This is a genomic window from Acinetobacter sp. 102, assembly GCF_037028485.1.
In the GTDB taxonomy this organism is placed as follows: Bacteria; Pseudomonadota; Gammaproteobacteria; order Pseudomonadales; family Moraxellaceae; genus Acinetobacter; species Acinetobacter higginsii.
Genome location: NZ_JAZEZK010000028.1, coordinates 18,173 through 34,082 on the forward strand (window position 1 = coordinate 18,173; position 15,910 = coordinate 34,082).

At 44.3% G+C, this 15,910-nt stretch carries 16 protein-coding genes; 8 read left to right on the top strand and 8 right to left on the bottom strand.

The features are described from left to right. Nucleotides 1-54 precede the first annotated feature (54 nt). Nucleotides 55-678 carry a TetR/AcrR family transcriptional regulator gene (locus tag WA352_RS19925; protein ID WP_336143729.1) on the bottom strand — a complete coding sequence of 208 codons (624 nt, stop codon included), beginning with the start codon at nucleotides 676-678 and terminating at the stop codon, nucleotides 55-57. A 151-nt stretch (nucleotides 679-829) separates the two neighbouring features. Between WA352_RS19925 and WA352_RS19930 the strand changes: the two genes are divergently transcribed. The 6 genes from WA352_RS19930 to WA352_RS19955 all read left to right on the top strand — a co-directional run bounded on the left by WA352_RS19930 (nucleotide 830) and on the right by WA352_RS19955 (nucleotide 8,512). Next, nucleotides 830-1,930 (top strand): efflux RND transporter periplasmic adaptor subunit, encoded by a 1,101-nt coding sequence (locus tag WA352_RS19930; protein ID WP_005317122.1) that lies wholly within the window; start codon nucleotides 830-832, stop codon nucleotides 1,928-1,930. 2 nt (nucleotides 1,931-1,932) lie between these two features. Continuing rightward, entirely contained in the window at nucleotides 1,933-5,061 is a 3,129-nt protein-coding gene (locus WA352_RS19935; protein WP_005186167.1) for an efflux RND transporter permease subunit, read from the top strand. A 132-nt stretch (nucleotides 5,062-5,193) separates the two neighbouring features. Next, the gene (locus tag WA352_RS19940) at nucleotides 5,194-5,571 is read left to right on the top strand and encodes a hypothetical protein (protein ID WP_004803416.1); all 378 of its coding nucleotides are present in this window, start codon (nucleotides 5,194-5,196) and stop codon (nucleotides 5,569-5,571) included. 144 nt (nucleotides 5,572-5,715) lie between these two features. Next, on the top strand, nucleotides 5,716-6,828 hold the full coding sequence (gene dnaJ / locus WA352_RS19945) for a molecular chaperone DnaJ (RefSeq protein ID WP_004803417.1): 1,113 nt from the start codon (nucleotides 5,716-5,718) through the stop codon (nucleotides 6,826-6,828). 115 nt (nucleotides 6,829-6,943) lie between these two features. Further along, nucleotides 6,944-7,765 (top strand): 4-hydroxy-tetrahydrodipicolinate reductase, encoded by an 822-nt coding sequence (gene dapB, locus WA352_RS19950; RefSeq protein WP_005317127.1) that lies wholly within the window; start codon nucleotides 6,944-6,946, stop codon nucleotides 7,763-7,765. A 96-nt stretch (nucleotides 7,766-7,861) separates the two neighbouring features. Continuing rightward, a complete protein-coding gene (locus tag WA352_RS19955; RefSeq protein WP_004803420.1) occupies nucleotides 7,862-8,512 on the top strand; it encodes an START domain-containing protein in 651 nt (216 codons plus the stop codon). A 39-nt stretch (nucleotides 8,513-8,551) separates the two neighbouring features. On the opposite strand, the gene WA352_RS19960 is transcribed toward WA352_RS19955, so the two are convergent. Both WA352_RS19960 and dkgB read right to left on the bottom strand, forming a co-directional pair. Further along, the gene (locus WA352_RS19960) at nucleotides 8,552-9,739 is read right to left on the bottom strand and encodes an MFS transporter (RefSeq protein WP_005317132.1); all 1,188 of its coding nucleotides are present in this window, start codon (nucleotides 9,737-9,739) and stop codon (nucleotides 8,552-8,554) included. Nucleotide 9,740: 1 nt separating this feature from the next. Next, the gene (gene dkgB, locus WA352_RS19965; RefSeq protein WP_005209635.1) at nucleotides 9,741-10,547 is read right to left on the bottom strand and encodes a 2,5-didehydrogluconate reductase DkgB; all 807 of its coding nucleotides are present in this window, start codon (nucleotides 10,545-10,547) and stop codon (nucleotides 9,741-9,743) included. A gap of 138 nt (nucleotides 10,548-10,685) precedes the next feature. On the opposite strand from dkgB, the gene WA352_RS19970 reads away from it, so the two are divergent. Next, nucleotides 10,686-11,588: a LysR family transcriptional regulator gene (locus tag WA352_RS19970; RefSeq protein ID WP_005317144.1), complete on the top strand. Its 903-nt coding sequence runs from the start codon at nucleotides 10,686-10,688 to the stop codon at nucleotides 11,586-11,588. Here the strand turns inward: WA352_RS19970 and WA352_RS19975 are convergent. Beyond that, complete coding sequence (locus WA352_RS19975) at nucleotides 11,536-11,946, bottom strand: hypothetical protein (protein ID WP_005209633.1); 411 nt, start codon at nucleotides 11,944-11,946, stop codon at nucleotides 11,536-11,538. The genes WA352_RS19970 and WA352_RS19975 overlap by 53 nt on opposite strands. Nucleotides 11,947-12,036: 90 nt before the next feature. On the opposite strand from WA352_RS19975, the gene WA352_RS19980 reads away from it, so the two are divergent. Continuing rightward, entirely contained in the window at nucleotides 12,037-13,452 is a 1,416-nt protein-coding gene (locus WA352_RS19980) for an aminotransferase-like domain-containing protein (RefSeq protein WP_005317145.1), read from the top strand. Here WA352_RS19980 and ahr read toward each other — a convergent pair. From ahr to WA352_RS20000, 4 genes are read right to left on the bottom strand one after another with little or no spacing between them, the layout of a single operon-like run. Continuing rightward, nucleotides 13,449-14,474 carry an NADPH-dependent aldehyde reductase Ahr gene (gene ahr / locus WA352_RS19985; RefSeq protein WP_005186139.1) on the bottom strand — a complete coding sequence of 342 codons (1,026 nt, stop codon included), beginning with the start codon at nucleotides 14,472-14,474 and terminating at the stop codon, nucleotides 13,449-13,451. The genes WA352_RS19980 and ahr overlap by 4 nt on opposite strands. A gap of 36 nt (nucleotides 14,475-14,510) precedes the next feature. Beyond that, the gene (locus WA352_RS19990; RefSeq protein ID WP_005317146.1) at nucleotides 14,511-15,065 is read right to left on the bottom strand and encodes a DNA-3-methyladenine glycosylase I; all 555 of its coding nucleotides are present in this window, start codon (nucleotides 15,063-15,065) and stop codon (nucleotides 14,511-14,513) included. A 36-nt stretch (nucleotides 15,066-15,101) separates the two neighbouring features. Beyond that, nucleotides 15,102-15,347: a hypothetical protein gene (locus WA352_RS19995; RefSeq protein ID WP_005317147.1), complete on the bottom strand. Its 246-nt coding sequence runs from the start codon at nucleotides 15,345-15,347 to the stop codon at nucleotides 15,102-15,104. Between the two features lie 9 nt (nucleotides 15,348-15,356). Next, a complete protein-coding gene (locus WA352_RS20000) occupies nucleotides 15,357-15,860 on the bottom strand; it encodes a M23 family metallopeptidase (protein ID WP_216077127.1) in 504 nt (167 codons plus the stop codon). Between the last annotated feature and the right edge of the window lie 50 nt (nucleotides 15,861-15,910).

The window sequence follows — 15,910 nt, forward strand, 5'->3', positions numbered from 1 at the left end:
TAGCGCGATTGAGAGACATTCCAAGAGCAGAACGTAAAAAAATGTGAATATTCTCTAAATTATTGGTTGATATTTAAGCATAAAAATTTCGATTGCCTGTTCAATCATCTGATTGATTTCAGTTGCGCTGGGCACAGGGGCTAAACCCAGTAACACTTGTTGATGACGGATACCCAACATCAGCGAGATGATCAGCTCCGTTTGCTTGAGTGGCGCATCTGCCTGAATAAATTTAAAGGCGATGGCCTGTTCAAAAAAATCACACCAGACATTGCACATGCGGGTATGTGATGCATCAAAAAATTGCTTGGTTAAGGGACTTTGTTCTGCGGCTAATTCAAATAGCAGACAATCTAATTTCAGTGCTTCAGGCAGATAAATAATACTTAATGCACGCTGACACATGAGCACCAATGCCTGTTTAAAATCAGCGTCTGCGGTCAGTTCAATCTGTTTGGTTCGAATTGATTCTTCACAGCTTTCTTCAATCGCGCAGATAAACAGATTGCCCTTATCTTGGAAGTGGTTATACACCGTGAGTTTGGTCACACCTGCTTCTTTGGCAATCTGATTCATATTGGTGGCGTGATAGCCCATTTTTAAAAATATAGATTTTGCAGCCTGTAAAATCTTGGCTCTTTTTTCTAAATCTTTAGGGCGACCACTATTGATTTGCACGTTACCGTTCTCTTTTAATTAATTTAAAAATCAAAATTCTAGCTTTAATTTTTAATTAGTGTACTCATGGGCATATTAATTAAAAAATAAACAATCTATGATAATGCTCATATCACGCCTTAAAAATCAATTTGAATAAGAGCGCAAAGAGATGAATCAGATCAATCGTATCATATTGGGGTTACTCATTGTCAGTAGTGTACTCCTCAGCGCATGTCAAAAAGAGGTGCCAAAGACTGAGGAAATTCCCTATGTCATGGTGACGCAACCGAGCAGTAATCATGTCGATCAAAAAAGCTATGCAGGGGATGTGCAGGCGAGACAGCAAACTGCTTTGGCCTTCCGTGTCGGGGGACAGATTACCGAACGTTATGTTGATGTTGGTGATCGGGTCAAAGTGGGACAGGTACTGGCGAAATTGGATGTTAAAGATGCGCAATTGCAGATGAATGCAGCCAAGGCCCAATTAGACAGCGCACAGGCAGCAGCAAAGATTGCGGCTGAAGAATATCAGCGTTATCAGCAACTTTTACCAGTCAATGCAGTGAGCCGTTCGCAATTTGATGCAGTGAAGAATCAATATGAATCTGCACAAGCAAGCCTGCAACAAGCCCGTTCAAACTATGAGGTGTCATCTAATCAAACAGGCTATAACCAGTTAGTTTCCAATAAAAATGGGGTGATTACCCAACGTCAAATTGAGATTGGACAGGTGATTGCAGCAGGGCAAGCTGTTTATCAGTTGGCGATTGATGGTGAACGTGAAGTGGTATTTGGTGTACCAGAACAGGCAGTCAGTACTATCAAGGTCGGGCAACCGGTATGGGTCACTTTATGGTCGCAACCAGATGCGCGTTTTGCAGCCAAAGTCCGCGAAGTTTCACCTGCGGCTGACCAATCTCGAACCTTTACTGTGAAAGTTTCTTTACTTGAAGGGCAGTCGACGATTCAACTCGGGCAGAGTGCACGAGTATTCTTTGTCGCAAATGAAAATAACGTGTTGAGTGTACCGCTATCCAGTGTGACCGCCAATGATCAACAAGCCTATGTTTGGGTGGTGAATGCCAATCAAAGCATTCGTAAAGTCCCTGTGACTTTAGGCACTTATGGTCGAGATAGTGTGCCAGTTGTGTCAGGTTTAAAAGCAACGGATTGGGTTGTGGTCGGTGGTGTACATTTACTGCGTGACCAGCAAAAAATTCATCCAGTTGATTGTGATAATCGTGAAGTCACTGTAAAAGCGGGAGGTTAAACATGAAATTTAACCTTTCAGAATGGGCACTCAAAAATAAAGGGATTATCCTTTATTTTATGCTGTTGCTCGGCATCGTCGGCATCATGTCTTATTCCAAACTTTCGCAAAGTGAAGATCCGCCGTTTACCTTTAAGGTGATGGTGGTACAGACTTATTGGCCTGGGGCAACGGCGAAAGAAGTGTCGACTCTGGTGACGGACCGAATCGAAAAGGAATTGATGACCACGGGGCAGTATGACCGCATCATGGCCTATTCACGGCCAGGTGAGTCTTTGGTGACCTTTGTGGCGAAAGACAGTTTGCCATCCAGCGCTATTCCTGATGTTTGGTATAACGTGCGTAAGAAGGTCAACGACATCCGTTCGCAGTTGCCGAGCGGTGTACAAGGACCCTTTTTCAATGATGAGTTTGGGGACACTTTCGGCAATATCTATGTACTGACAGGCAAAGACTTTGACTATGCGGTAATGAAAGAATATGCCGACCGCCTGCAGCTGCAGTTGCAACGGGTCAAAGATGTCAACAAGGTCAATCTGGTGGGTCTGCAAGATCAAAAAATCTGGATTGAATTATCAAATACCAAAGCGGTACAACTGGGTGTCCCTGTCACAGCCATTCAGGAAGCCATTCAAAAACAAAATGACATGGCCGGTGCGGGGTTCTTTGAAACCGGTACAGACCGTATTCAAATTCGTGTCAGTGGGCATTTGCATAGTGTCGAAGACCTGAAAAAAATGCCGTTGTTGGTCGGTGATAAAACCATTCAACTGGGTGATGTGGCTGAGGTCTATCGAGGCTTTAGTGAACCTGCCCAGCCACGTATGCGTTTTATGGGCGAAAATGGTATTGGTATTTCGGTTTCGATGCGTAAAGGTGGCGACATCATTGCGCTGGGTAAAAATCTGGAAACTGAATTCAATCGTCTACAAAAAACCTTACCTTTGGGGATGAAACTGCAAAAAGTTTCTGATCAGCCTGTGGCGGTACAACGCAGTATTCAAGAGTTTTTAAAAGTCTTGGCCGAAGCCGTGATCATCGTATTATTGGTGAGCTTCTTCTCGCTGGGTTTCCGTACCGGTTTGGTGGTGGCGCTGTCTATTCCACTGGTATTGGCAATGACTTTTGCAGGTATGAATCTATTTGATGTGGGACTGCATAAGATTTCCTTGGGGGCATTGATTCTGGCTTTAGGGTTGCTGGTCGATGATGCGATTATCGCCGTTGAAATGATGGCGATTAAAATGGAGCAGGGCTATAGCAGATTGAAAGCGGCAGGTTTTGCGTGGCAAACCACAGCCTTTCCAATGTTGACGGGAACCTTGATTACCGCAGCAGGCTTTTTGCCGATTGCGACCGCTCAATCAGGAACAGGTGAATACACCCGTTCTATTTTCCAAGTGGTGACTATTGCGCTGATTGTGTCATGGATCGCAGCAGTGTTGTTTGTGCCTTATTTAGGTGAAAAGCTATTACCCGATTTTAGCAAACAGAATCAGCAGGCGGCATGGTACCTACGTTTATGGGCGCGACTGCGTAAGCAACCTGCACCTGTGGTAGAAGCACATGGTCAGCATCACGATCCATACCAATCTAAGTTTTATCAGGCCTTCGGTCGTGTGGTTGAAATCTGTATTACCTATCGTAAAACCGTGATTGCGGTGACGGTAGGCATCTTTGTGTTGTCGGTGGCGATGTTTAAGTTAGTGCCGCAACAATTCTTCCCGCCATCGAATCGTGCAGAAATTCTGGTGGATTTAAAACTTGAAGAAGGGGCGTCACTGACCGCAACTGAACAGGCGGTACACAAGGTGGAGCAGTTCCTGTCCAAGCAAAAGGGCATTGATAACTATGTGGCCTATGTGGGAACAGGTTCACCGCGTTTCTACTTACCGCTAGATCAACAATTACCGCAAGCCAGTTTTGCTCAATTCGTTGTGTTGGCTTCCTCCCTTGATGATCGGGATGAAATCCGTCGCTCTTTAGACAAGCAGATTAAGCAGTTATTGCCTCAAGTGCGCACAAGGGTATCGTTATTGGAAAATGGTCCACCTGTGGGTTATCCATTGCAGTATCGTGTATCGGGTGAAGACCTCGGCACAGTACGTCAATGGGCACAGAAAGTGGCCAAAGTCCTGAGCGAAGATCCAAATACCACCAATGTGCATTTGGATTGGGGCGAACCGAGTAAAATCATTGCAATCGAAATTGACCAAGATCGCGCACGTCAAATGGGCGTTTCCAGTGTGGATTTAGCCAATTTCCTGAATGCTTCTGTAACGGGTGCGGTCATGAATCAATATCGCGAAAAACGTGAATTGATTGAAATTCGGTTACGTGGTGATAAATCTGAACGTGTTGAAGTCGCATCTTTAGCAAGTTTGGCGGTGCCAACCAGTAAAGGGACAACAGTTCCGTTGGCGCAAATTGCCAATATTGAATCCCGCTTTGAAGAAGGTTTAATTTGGCATCGTAATCGTTTACCTACCATTACCGTTCGTGCCGATATCCGCACACACTTACAACCTGCAACTGTGGTGCAACAGCTGGCTGATCAGATGCAGAGCTTACGCGCAGATCTACCAAGTGGTTATCTACTGGAAGTAGGGGGTACGGTTGAGGAATCGGCTAAGGGGCAAAATTCGGTGAATGCAGGTATGCCATTGTTCTTGGCTGTGGTGATGACCTTATTGATGATCCAGCTGCGTAGCATGTCACGGGCAACCATTGTGTTACTGACAGCACCATTGGGTTTGATTGGTGTCGTTGCGTTCCTACTGTTATTCAATAAACCCTTCGGTTTTGTGGCGATGCTTGGCACCATTGCCCTGTCTGGGATGATTATGCGTAACTCGCTGATTCTGATTGATCAGATTGAGCAAGATATTGATGCGGGGCATACACCTTGGGATGCAGTGATTGGTGCAACCATGCGTCGTTTCCGTCCAATTGTGTTGACCGCACTGGCGGCGGTGCTGGCGATGATCCCTTTATCACGCAGTATTTTCTTTGGTCCGATGGCGGTTGCGATCATGGGTGGCTTGATTGTTGCCACCTTATTAACCTTATTTTTCCTGCCTGCACTGTATGCGGCATGGTTTAAGGTGAAGAAAACAACACAACTATCGTAATTATTTTGTGAATAAAGGTGCGAAAGATTGAAAATTTCAATATAGTAGCACCTATATTTTAAGACCAAAAAATAATTGAATTTCATAGCATGACAAATTTTGCATAATGCTGTGAATGAGGTGATAGAGAGCATGGGGCAAGACGGTATTGAGCAGCATCGCCGCTATGTGGCGATTTCTTATGTGTTCATGTTTCTTGCATTATTTACGATAGTGTTTGCTGTATTTGCGTACCTATTAGCACGAAAAGTTGCGATTGTGGATAATGCCGAAGTATGGATACATGCGCATGCGCTCTGGATTATGCGTAATGTGATGTTGTTTGTACTGATGGCTTTCTTTGCAGCGTTATGGTTTATTCCACTGTTCTTTTTTGCTTGGGATAGTGCACTCTGGGTGACTGCAATGACGGTCGCAGGTGTGGTATTTAGTTCAATTGCATGGTTATTTTTATTGAATGCTTGGTTGAAAGGTATTGCGAAGTACTTCAAGAATAAAGCCGTTTTCTAAAATTATCGCTTTTTTATTGCAATAACCCTTGTAAATTTATCGTACAGTCCCTATTAAGGCTCTGTTGACTTTTTATTTTGAAAGTCGGCAGAGCCTATTTGTTTTTTTAGATTTAAATAAATTCCGTGAGGAGCATCGCCAACCATGGCTAAACGTGATTATTATGAGGTTTTAGGCGTTTCGAAAACCGCAAGTGATGATGAGATCAAAAAAGCCTATCGTAAGTTGGCGATGAAGTATCATCCAGACCGTAACCCTGACAACGCTGAAGCAGAAGAAAAGTTCAAAGAAGCTGCAGAAGCCTATGAAGTCCTTTCTGATGAAGAAAAGCGCAGCATGTATGATCGTGCTGGACATAGTGCTTTTGAAGGTGGCTTTGGTGGTGCAGGTGGCGGTTTCGGCGGCTTTAGTGCAGAAGATATTTTTAGTCAGTTTGGCGATATCTTTGGTGGTGCGTTTGGTGGCGGTGGCCGTCAACAACGTCAACGCCGTGGTTCAGACCTTCGTTATGTCATGGAACTCACACTAGAAGAAGCTGTAAAAGGCGTGAAAAAAACCATTACCTTCACTGCGCCAGCGCCATGTGAAACCTGTGATGGAAAAGGATCAAAAAATCCAAACGATGTAGAAACTTGTCGTACCTGTCATGGTGCGGGTCAAGTGCGCATGCAACAAGGTTTCTTCTCCGTTCAGCAAACCTGTAGCACCTGTCGTGGTCAAGGTAAAATCATCAAGAATCCATGTAATAGCTGTCATGGTTCAGGTGTTGCAGATCGTCAGCAAACCCTTGAAGTTACTATTCCAGCAGGTGTGGACAATGGTGATCGCGTACGCTTAACTGGTAAAGGTGAAGCGATTCGTGATGGTCAAGCTGGCGATTTATACGTTGAAGTCGTGGTTCGTGAACACGAAATCTTCCAACGTGATGGCGCAGATCTTTATATGGATGTACCTGTCAGCATTGCAGATGCAGCTTTAGGTAAAGAAATTGAAATCCCGACGCTTGATGGTCGTGTCAGCTTAAAAATTCCAGAAGGTACACAAACCGGTAAATTATTCCGCTTGCGTGCTAAGGGTGTTCGTCCTGTACGTAGCAGTATGGTCGGTGATTTACTCTGCCGTATTGTGGTTGAAACACCTGTGAATTTAAACAGTCGTCAGCGCGAATTATTGAAAGAATTACAAGCGTCTTTTGATGGTGATGGACATGCTGCCTCTCCAAAGAAAAAATCGTTCTTTGATCGTCTATTTGATTAATTAGACACCAATAAAAAAACCTGCTGCGGCAGGTTTTTTTATTGGAAATTTTTAGCGCAAGCACAGAGTTTTGCTATAGTAGCTGAATTGTTTAAATAAAAGACTGGGAAAAATTATGTCATCTTCTCCACGCATTGGAATCTTGGGTGCAGGCGGACGCATGGGGCGTATTCTGATTCAAGCGGTACAACAAGCAGGCTACCAACTGGCAGCGGCTGTTGAGCGTCCTGAAAGCAGTTTGGTGGGTGCAGATGCAGGGGAGCTTGCAGGCATTGGCAACATCGGTGTCAAGATCGTGGGAAGTTTGAGTGAAGTGCTGAAAGACTGTGATGTGCTGATTGATTTTACTGCACCGGTTGCAACTGAACAGCACTTAAAGTTATGCCGTGAAGCGGGTGTGGCCATGGTGATTGGAACCACGGGAATGTCAGATGAGCAAAAGGCATTCCTTGATGAAACAGCAACACAGACACCTGTGGTGTACGCTGCCAATTATTCTGTTGGGGTGAACGTTTCGATCAAATTACTGGAACTCGCAGCGAAAGTATTTGGCGATACGGTGGATATCGAAATCATTGAAGCGCATCACCGCCATAAAGTGGATGCACCATCAGGTACTGCCTTTATGATGGGTGAGGCGATTGCAGATACCTTAGGTCGTAACTTGAAAGAGGTGGCGGTTTATGGACGTGAAGGTTATACCGGTCCTCGTGATCGCCAGACCATTGGTTTTGAAACCATTCGTGGTGGCGATATCGTCGGTGAACATACAGTGATGTTTATTGGTGAAGGTGAGCGTGTGGAAGTGACACACAAAGCCACCAACCGTATGAACTTCGCTTCAGGTGCAGTCCGTGCCGCGGCGTGGGTGGTTGGCCGTGAAGCGCGTAAATATGATATGAAAGATGTTTTAGGCTTTAACGAGATTGAAGTTTAAAACGTTCTTTTTTTGTACTATAAAAGAGCTTGTTGAGCTTTCTTTCCGAGAGGAGTGAAACAAGCTCTCGCCCTTATTACAACAATTGAGCATGACATGAATAAAAAACATATCGTTCTTGCCACGTTGCTCAGTCTCAGCAGCTTTGCGGTGACTGCAGCAACAGATACAGCCAAACTCAGTTTGCATCGGAACAATATTAAGGTTTGGACGTACCAAACAGAAAACAATCCGATTATCCAATATAAAGCTGAAACCACATTTGATGTGCCTTTAGAACGTGCTGTAGCAGTAGTACTGGATGTAGAACGAACACCGCAATGGGTGCCGTATGTGGGAAAGGCACAAATGCTGTCACGTGATGATAAGAAAGGTGAATTCACCCTGTATATGGTTTTGGATTTCCCATTTCCTTTAAAAGACCGTGATGTGGTGATTAAAGGCAAAATGACTAAAAATGCGGATGGCAGCATCAGTATTAAAAACAATGCCATTCAAAATAATTACCCTGAGCAGCCTGATGTGGTACGGTTAAGTAAATACGCGGGTGATTGGACGTTCCAGCGACTGGCAAATAACAAAGTTAAAGTGACGACCAGTGGCTATGCCGATCCAGCAGGGGCAATTCCATTGAGCTTTGTGAATATGTTTGTGCAGCAACAACCTTATCAAATGCTGATGAAAATGAAAAAAGAAGTGAATAATCCTTTATATGCGCAACCGAAGTTACCAGATTTATTGAAATAATAAAAAAGCCTGATTTAAATCAGGCTTTTTTATTTGAGCTTAAGCTTGAGGACATTGTTGTAATGGCGTCTCTGGTTTGCTTGCTAATTTCATTTGAATGAAAACCAAGATTAAACCAATAGCTGCCAGTACGGCACCAATCATGGAGACTGCCGCATAGTTTAAGCCAAGGCTTAAGACGGCACCGCCTGCTGCAGCTCCAATGGCATTGCCTAAGTTAAATGCGCCAATATTCACGGAAGAAGCAAGGCCCGAGGCTTCATGTGCCACCGACATCACGCGCATTTGTAATGGCGGAACGATCGCAAAGGCTGCTGCACCCCAGATCACCAAACCGATGGCTGCACCCAATTGGCTTTGAGCAAGGATTGGGAAGATGACCATCAACGCGATCAACAAGACCAAGAAACCAATCAAGGTTTTATCAATCGATAAGTCTGCAAACTTCCCTCCGAAATGGTTCCCGATTGAGAAACCAATTCCGATCAAGACCAGCATCATGGTGATAAAGGTCGGAGAGGCATGGGTGAACTCAACCAGACTTGGTGCGATATAGGTGTACAAGGTAAACATCGCTGAGGCACCAAACACAGTTGTAAGCAATGCCAATACCACGGGTAGGCGAGTAAGAACACTTAACTCCATTTTTACATTTGGCTTTTGTCCAACAGAGCCGACAGGAAGGGCCTTCCAAAGTGACAACATGGTGATGACACCGAGGGCTGAAATCGCGAGGAAAGACATTCTCCAACCAATGTTTTGTCCCACCCATGTTGCGAGTGGTACACCACCAATATTGGCGATGGTGAGGCCCATAAACATGGTGGCCACCGCACTGGCCTGTTTATTTGCTGGAACAACACTGGCTGCCACCACAGAACCAATCCCGAAGAAAGCACCGTGGTTTAAGCTGGTAATTAATCGGGCACCCATTAAACTCATGTAATTGGGTGCAAAGGCTGCGATCAGGTTACCAATGGTAAAAATAGCCATCAGTAAAATCAGGGCATTACGACGGGCAAAGCCACCAAACCATAAGGTCATGATTGGCGCACCGAGCATCACGCCCAGTGCATAACCTGTAATCAACATGCCCGCACTTGGAATCGACACCCCAAGATCATTGGCAATATTGGGCAACAGACCCATTGGAGAGAACTCTGTTGTGCCAATTGCAAAGGCACCAATTGCCAGCGCCAGCAAAGGAAGGTTGATGCGGCTGCTCATGTTATTTGTCCCATTCAGGCGCAAATGGTTCAGGACTCACTTCTCGACCATTACGTTCAAGTTGAGCGATCAGCTGCATTTCCTCTGCACTTAAAGTTAAGTCTTGTGCTTTTAAGTTGCTGATCAGGTTTTCACGTTTGGTTGATGATGGGATCACCGCAAAACCATTTTGTAAGGCCCAAGCCAAAGCGACTTGTGCAGTCGTTGCCTGATGTTGTGCAGCAATCTCAACTAAGGTTGGATCCTGCAGTACTTTGCCATAAGCCAAAGTCATGTATGAAGTCACATCAATATTTTGCTCACGTAAAAAATTGACCAAGGTGCGGTTCTGCAAATAAGGACTGAGTTCAATCTGGTTGGTGGCAATGTGTTCTACACCAATGCTATCAATCGCTTGTTGGGTCAAGGCGATATTAAAGTTTGAAATCCCGATTTGTTTAGTCAAACCCTGTTGTTTTGCCTCTAATAACAATTGCATCACGCTTGGGATGGAGACACCCAGTGCTGGAGCTGGCCAGTGGATCAAGGTGAGATCAACGGCATCAGTACGTAGTTTTTGCAGACTGTCTTTTAAGCTGGGAATGAATTTGTCTTCAGCAAAATTGTCGACCCAGATTTTTGTGGTGAGGAACAGGTCTTGACGAGCTACACCACTTTCAGCAATGGCTTGACCCACTGCTGCTTCATTTTCATAAACCTGTGCGGTATCAATGGCACGATAACCCACTTCCAGGGCGGTTTTAACTGAGTCAATGACTGCTTGATCTTTAAGACGGAAAGTACCTAAGCCAAATTGTGGGATACGCATATTTTTCACCTAATCTTTTTTCATGCTCAAAAGAGCTGTTTTGTGGATGGCTGTTATTTTGCGATGATTATTGTTGCTAAAACATAGATGAATTTGCAAAATACAGTTGACTAAATATCAATAATTGAGAGGGTGGTAATGAAATCTACGGTAGAAGAACTGCTTGCTTTTATGACCATCGTCGATACAGGTTCATTTATTGCCGCTGCTGAACGACTGGGACAGACGGCATCTGGGCTCAGTCGCTCGCTTAGCCGTTTAGAGTCCAAGCTCGAAGTAACTTTACTAGAACGAACCACGCGAAAATTAAAGCTCACCCAAGAAGGCCAGCAGTTTTTACAACAGGCTCGTAAAATTTTGAGTGATTTGAATGCAGCCGAAGAAGCATTACAAAAATCAGATCAAGATACTTCAGGGGTAATTCGGATTGACTCAGCCACACCTTTTATTCTGCATGTGATTACGCCATTGGTACATAAGTTTCGGCAGTGTTATCCCAATATTGAAATCGAGTTGAATAGTAATGATTTGGTGATTGACCTGCTCGAACATAAAACCGATGTGGCGTTTCGTTTTGGTGAATTACATGATTCCAGCTTACACGCCAAATTGGTGTGTAAAAGTCGTATCTATATTGTTGCCAGTCCTGAATATTTAAAACGCAAGGGCACGCCTTTACAGCCTCAAGCATTGCCTGAACATGATGTGATTGGTTTTACCCGTCCAACCTATATCAATACTTGGCCGATTAAAATTGAGGGTGAGTATTTTCAAGCACAACCTAAAGTAAGAGCATCCAGTGGTGAAACCGTCCGACAACTGTGTTTACGTGGGCAGGGTATTGCTCGGCTCTCTGAATTTGAAATCTGGCAGGACATTCGAGAAGGGCGTCTTGAAGCCCTATTTGAAGATCAGATAGAACATTCTTATCAAAGCATCCATGCTGTTTATTATCAACAAGAGCACTTGCCGAAACGTGTCCGTTTATTTATTGAGTTTTTGACTGAGCAACTAAGTCAGGGCTTCTCGGTTTGCCAATAGCATCATTTTGCAGTTGTACATTCAGCACTGGAATTGATGGTCCAGTTTTTTGTATCACTGAAACAACAATATGTTGCTGTTGTAACTTGCATTCAAGTTCGACCGTTGGCAGAAAGTTGCTTGAGAGCATCAGACCATTTTCATTGGGTTTCTTATAGGTCATTTTGATGATACGAGTCTGCTCTGGCGCCTCACTTTTCTCCATTTTCCATAACTCATAGGTCGGTTGGTTCTGAATTTGCAGATAGCCCTGAGAAAGCGATTTACACACTTGTTGTTGCTGGTAGGTGGCTTGGTCAGTCAGATTGCAGCCTGTAAATAAAACGGCGCTTAATATAAATAAGATATTATTTTTCATGGTCTTATCCTTTGGCTGTTGATTTTTATAGCTTAAAGGTGTTGTATAAACCAATACAGATACAGAAATTTATAAAAAAGCAGTACAGATATGACTTTTCACTATCAGCGCTTGGCAGAACAATTGGCTCACAAGATTTATCAGCATGAGTTACAGCCCCAACAGAAGTTGAGTTCTTTAAGGGAATTTGCACGTCAGCAAAGTATTAGTTTAAGTACGGCACAGCAATGTTATGAATTGCTGGAAGCAAAAGGGCTGATCTATGTAAAAGCTAAATCGGGCTATTTTGTCAATTCAAGACAATATCAAAGTGCCGTACCAGACAGTCCGAACTTTGAGTCCAAAGCCCGGCAGGTTTCAAATTTAGACCTGCAAAACCAGATTCAGACGGCCTCAATTCAGCATCATTTAACGCCGTTGGGAGCAATCCAACTGTCTCCTCATTTGATTCCTGTCGATGGATTGCGTCGTTCTTTACAACGTGCTTTGAAACATTGCCAGCCTGAAGATTTTTTATATTGTAATAAACAGGGACATCAGCAACTTCGTAAAGCCTTATCTGATCATTGGCGTGAGGATGGTATCTATGTTGCGACCGATGATATTTTTATTACCAACGGCTGTATGCCTGCCTTATCGCTACTAATTCAACAGATCAGCAAAGAGGGGGATAGTATTCTAGTGCCGACGCCCACTTTTAATGGTCAGCTGCAAATGCTGGCTAGCCTGAAACGTAAAATTATTGAGATCCCAGCGGATCATCGTGGCATTGATCTAGAGCGTTTAGAATTTTTTATGCAACAGGGTGATGCCAAACTGTGTTTGCTCACTGCCAATTTTCAGAATCCTTTGGGCTATTGTCTCAGCAATGAACAGAAACAGCACATTGCTCAACTGGCACAAAAATATCAATGTTTTATTTTGGAAGATGATATTTATGGCGAATGTAGCTTTCAAAAGGAACGACCTTTACCCATTCGCTATTGGGATCAGGAAGGCTATGTGATTTGGTGTGGCTCGGTCTCCAAGTCATTATCAACCGCCTATCGCGTCGGTTGGTTTTGCTTAGGTCAACAGCTGCAATATTTAAGACCACAATTATTGGCCAACAATGTGGGGGTGAATACGCCTTTGCAACTTGGTTTAGCCGATTTTATTTACAGTCGTGGTTATCGAGAACATTTGGATCAATTAAGACCTAAACTGATGCAGCAAGTTGAACAGTATCGGGCTTATATTCTCGACGTGTTTCAGGGGATTCCAATTGGATTAAGTCAGTTACAAGGTGGCTATGCTTTATGGATGCAACTACCCAATAGTATTACCGGTTTGGAGCTCTATTATTTGGCGCAAGGTAAAGGGATCAACATCGTACCAGGGGAAGTATTCGGTGAAGACCGCCGTTATCAACACTTTTTGCGTTTAAATGCAGGTCATGCTTTAACAGAAGAAATCCGCCAAGCGATTCAACAGTTGGCGGATTGGGTACGGCAGAGTATGAATTAGTCGAAGTCTGCTTTGAGTACGATGCGATAACGTGCTTGGCCTGAATGCAGTCGTTCAATCGCCTCATTTAGCTGTGACATTGGAAATAACTCAACTTGTGGTGCGATATTTTTGCGCGCAGCGAATTGTAAAAGTTGGCGCAGGGCTAACGGTGAGCCCGTTGGTGATGAGGTGACAGATTTGGCACCACCCATGATGGCACCGACAGAAACAGGGATGGGTTCCAAAGTCACGCCTAGGAAATGTAGACTACCTTTGGGCGCCAAAGTATTGAGATAGGCTTGCCAGTTTAGGGTCACATTGACCGTACTGAGTAATAAATCAAACTTGCCACGTTGTGCTTTGATGGCTTGAGCATCACGGCTATTGACCACGTGATCGGCTCCCATGGCTTTGAGTTCTTCAGTTTTATCTGGATTAGAACTGAAAGCCGTAATTTCACAGCCCCATGCTTTGAGTAATTTAATCGCGATATGACCTAAACCGCCAATACCAATCACACCCACATGATGTGTGGCTTGGATTTTGTGTTTCAGTAAGGGATCAAATACCGTGATGCCACCACACAGTAGCGGGCCAGCACTTTCAGGATCTAAATCGTCTGGAAGGGGAATGACCCATTGCCAACCTGCACGGACTTTATCGGCAAAACCGCCTGCATGGCCAATGATGGTTGCTTTTTTTTCACCAGTACATAGGACCTGATTACCCCCAATACATGGATCACAGGCTTGACAGGTTTCAGCTGTCCAGCCAATGCCAACACGTTGACCGACGCGTAGTCCTTTGGCTTCTGATCCCAATGCAATGATAGTACCAATGATTTCATGTCCAGCCACCGCAGGATAAACCGATGATTGCCACTCATTATTAATCACGGATAGATCGGAGTGGCACAGACCACAATATTCAACTTTGACTTCAACTTGATGGGCTTGTAATTCTCCCGCATCAAATTGGTATGGCACCACTTGCTCGCCTGCTTGCATTGCAGCATAAGCGCGAATTTGATTATTGCTCATTGGAACTCCCATTCAAGGAAAATCGATGATGATTTGTTATTTAAATTGGCAATGATTTTCGTGATCATTGACCATACCAACCGCTTGCATAAAAGCATAACAGGTGGTCGGGCCCACAAATTTAAAGCCACGCTTTTTTAGGGTTTTGGATAGTTTTTGGCTAAGTTCAGTTTGTGCAGGTGCTTCGCGGTAATTCGCCACATCATTATTTTCGGTTTGATGATCGACAAAACTCCATAACCAAGCAGGGACATCTTCGACTTCATCCTTAAGCTTGAGCCAAGCAATTGCATTGTCGCGGATGGCTTTCAGCTTACCGATATGACGAATTAAACCTGCATCACTGAGCTTGAGTTCCAGTTGATCATCTGTGAGTGCTGCGACGTCTGCGATGGAATGTTGAAAGAAATGTGAGCGGTAGTGTTCGCGTTTTTTCAGTACTGTGATCCAAGAAAGTCCTGCTTGTTGTCCTTCCAGACAGAGCATCTCAAACAAATGGGTTTCATCATGTTGCGGCTTGCCCCATTCCTGATCATGGTAGGCAATATAGAGAGGATCATCGGAGCACCAGCCACAGCGTTGAGTCGACATATTTGATGCTCCTTGTTGTTATTTGAACAGTATAATTTAAAGTTGGAATGCCACCCATTCATTTGGGCGAGTATCCCAATAATACAGTTCTGCGTTATTTAAATCAGTAAACTTAAGCCAAAAGTCTTTACCTGATTTATCGGCAAAGCCGGTACTAATTAACAAAGCATCTTCGGTAATTTCCATGATCCAACCTTGATAGCTGGTACCACCCATGACGATTTTTTGCTGATTTCCAGACTCTGCAAATTCAACCAGACGTTCAATCAATGCTTCTGACATTGTAGATTCCTAACGTAAATACGGGTATGGATTGACTGCACCACGCCCTTTGCCATTTAAATAAATTCCGTAGTGTAAATGCGGAGAGGTATAACGAGCATTGCCGGTATTTCCTACATAACCGATCAGATCACCTTTACGCACATAGTCGCCAACATTGAGGCCGCGCTTATGACCATCCAGATGCGCATAATAGTGCCAAGAGCCTGCTGGACCCATGATCCAGATCACTTTGCCACCTAAATTATTATTACGTAAATCAGCAACTAAGCCTTCGGTCGCACTATACACTTTCGTACCACGCTCTGCCATGATATCGATGCCTTCATGACTACGCCCCTGACTTCGTGCCGCGCCCCAAGTATCCCGTAATTCGTTTCGACTCACACCTTTGACAGGCACAGGGAGGCGGCTGTCTAAACGCATGCTCTTGAGCTTGTTCACCTGAGCATTGGGTAAGGGGGTAGGTTTCTTTGGGGTGGTGGCACATGCTGATAGTAAAATCATCAGCATACCTAGAACCGTATAGGAAATCGAATGACGCACACAAACTCCTTGCGTTT

Coding starts and splice junctions, on each gene's coding strand:
- WA352_RS19990 (WP_005317146.1), bottom strand. CDS start 15,065: ATGTCGACTCAACGCTGTGGCTGGTGCTCCGATGATCCTCTCTATATT.
- WA352_RS19980 (WP_005317145.1), top strand. CDS start 12,037: ATGACTTTTCACTATCAGCGCTTGGCAGAACAATTGGCTCACAAGATT.
- WA352_RS19935 (WP_005186167.1), top strand. CDS start 1,933: ATGAAATTTAACCTTTCAGAATGGGCACTCAAAAATAAAGGGATTATC.
- WA352_RS19960 (WP_005317132.1), bottom strand. CDS start 9,739: ATGAGCAGCCGCATCAACCTTCCTTTGCTGGCGCTGGCAATTGGTGCC.
- dnaJ (WP_004803417.1), top strand. CDS start 5,716: ATGGCTAAACGTGATTATTATGAGGTTTTAGGCGTTTCGAAAACCGCA.
- dapB (WP_005317127.1), top strand. CDS start 6,944: ATGTCATCTTCTCCACGCATTGGAATCTTGGGTGCAGGCGGACGCATG.
- WA352_RS19975 (WP_005209633.1), bottom strand. CDS start 11,946: ATGAAAAATAATATCTTATTTATATTAAGCGCCGTTTTATTTACAGGC.
- WA352_RS20000 (WP_216077127.1), bottom strand. CDS start 15,860: ATGCTGATGATTTTACTATCAGCATGTGCCACCACCCCAAAGAAACCT.
- WA352_RS19970 (WP_005317144.1), top strand. CDS start 10,686: ATGAAATCTACGGTAGAAGAACTGCTTGCTTTTATGACCATCGTCGAT.
- WA352_RS19940 (WP_004803416.1), top strand. CDS start 5,194: ATGGGGCAAGACGGTATTGAGCAGCATCGCCGCTATGTGGCGATTTCT.
- ahr (WP_005186139.1), bottom strand. CDS start 14,474: ATGAGCAATAATCAAATTCGCGCTTATGCTGCAATGCAAGCAGGCGAG.
- WA352_RS19995 (WP_005317147.1), bottom strand. CDS start 15,347: ATGTCAGAAGCATTGATTGAACGTCTGGTTGAATTTGCAGAGTCTGGA.
- WA352_RS19955 (WP_004803420.1), top strand. CDS start 7,862: ATGAATAAAAAACATATCGTTCTTGCCACGTTGCTCAGTCTCAGCAGC.
- dkgB (WP_005209635.1), bottom strand. CDS start 10,547: ATGCGTATCCCACAATTTGGCTTAGGTACTTTCCGTCTTAAAGATCAA.
- WA352_RS19930 (WP_005317122.1), top strand. CDS start 830: ATGAATCAGATCAATCGTATCATATTGGGGTTACTCATTGTCAGTAGT.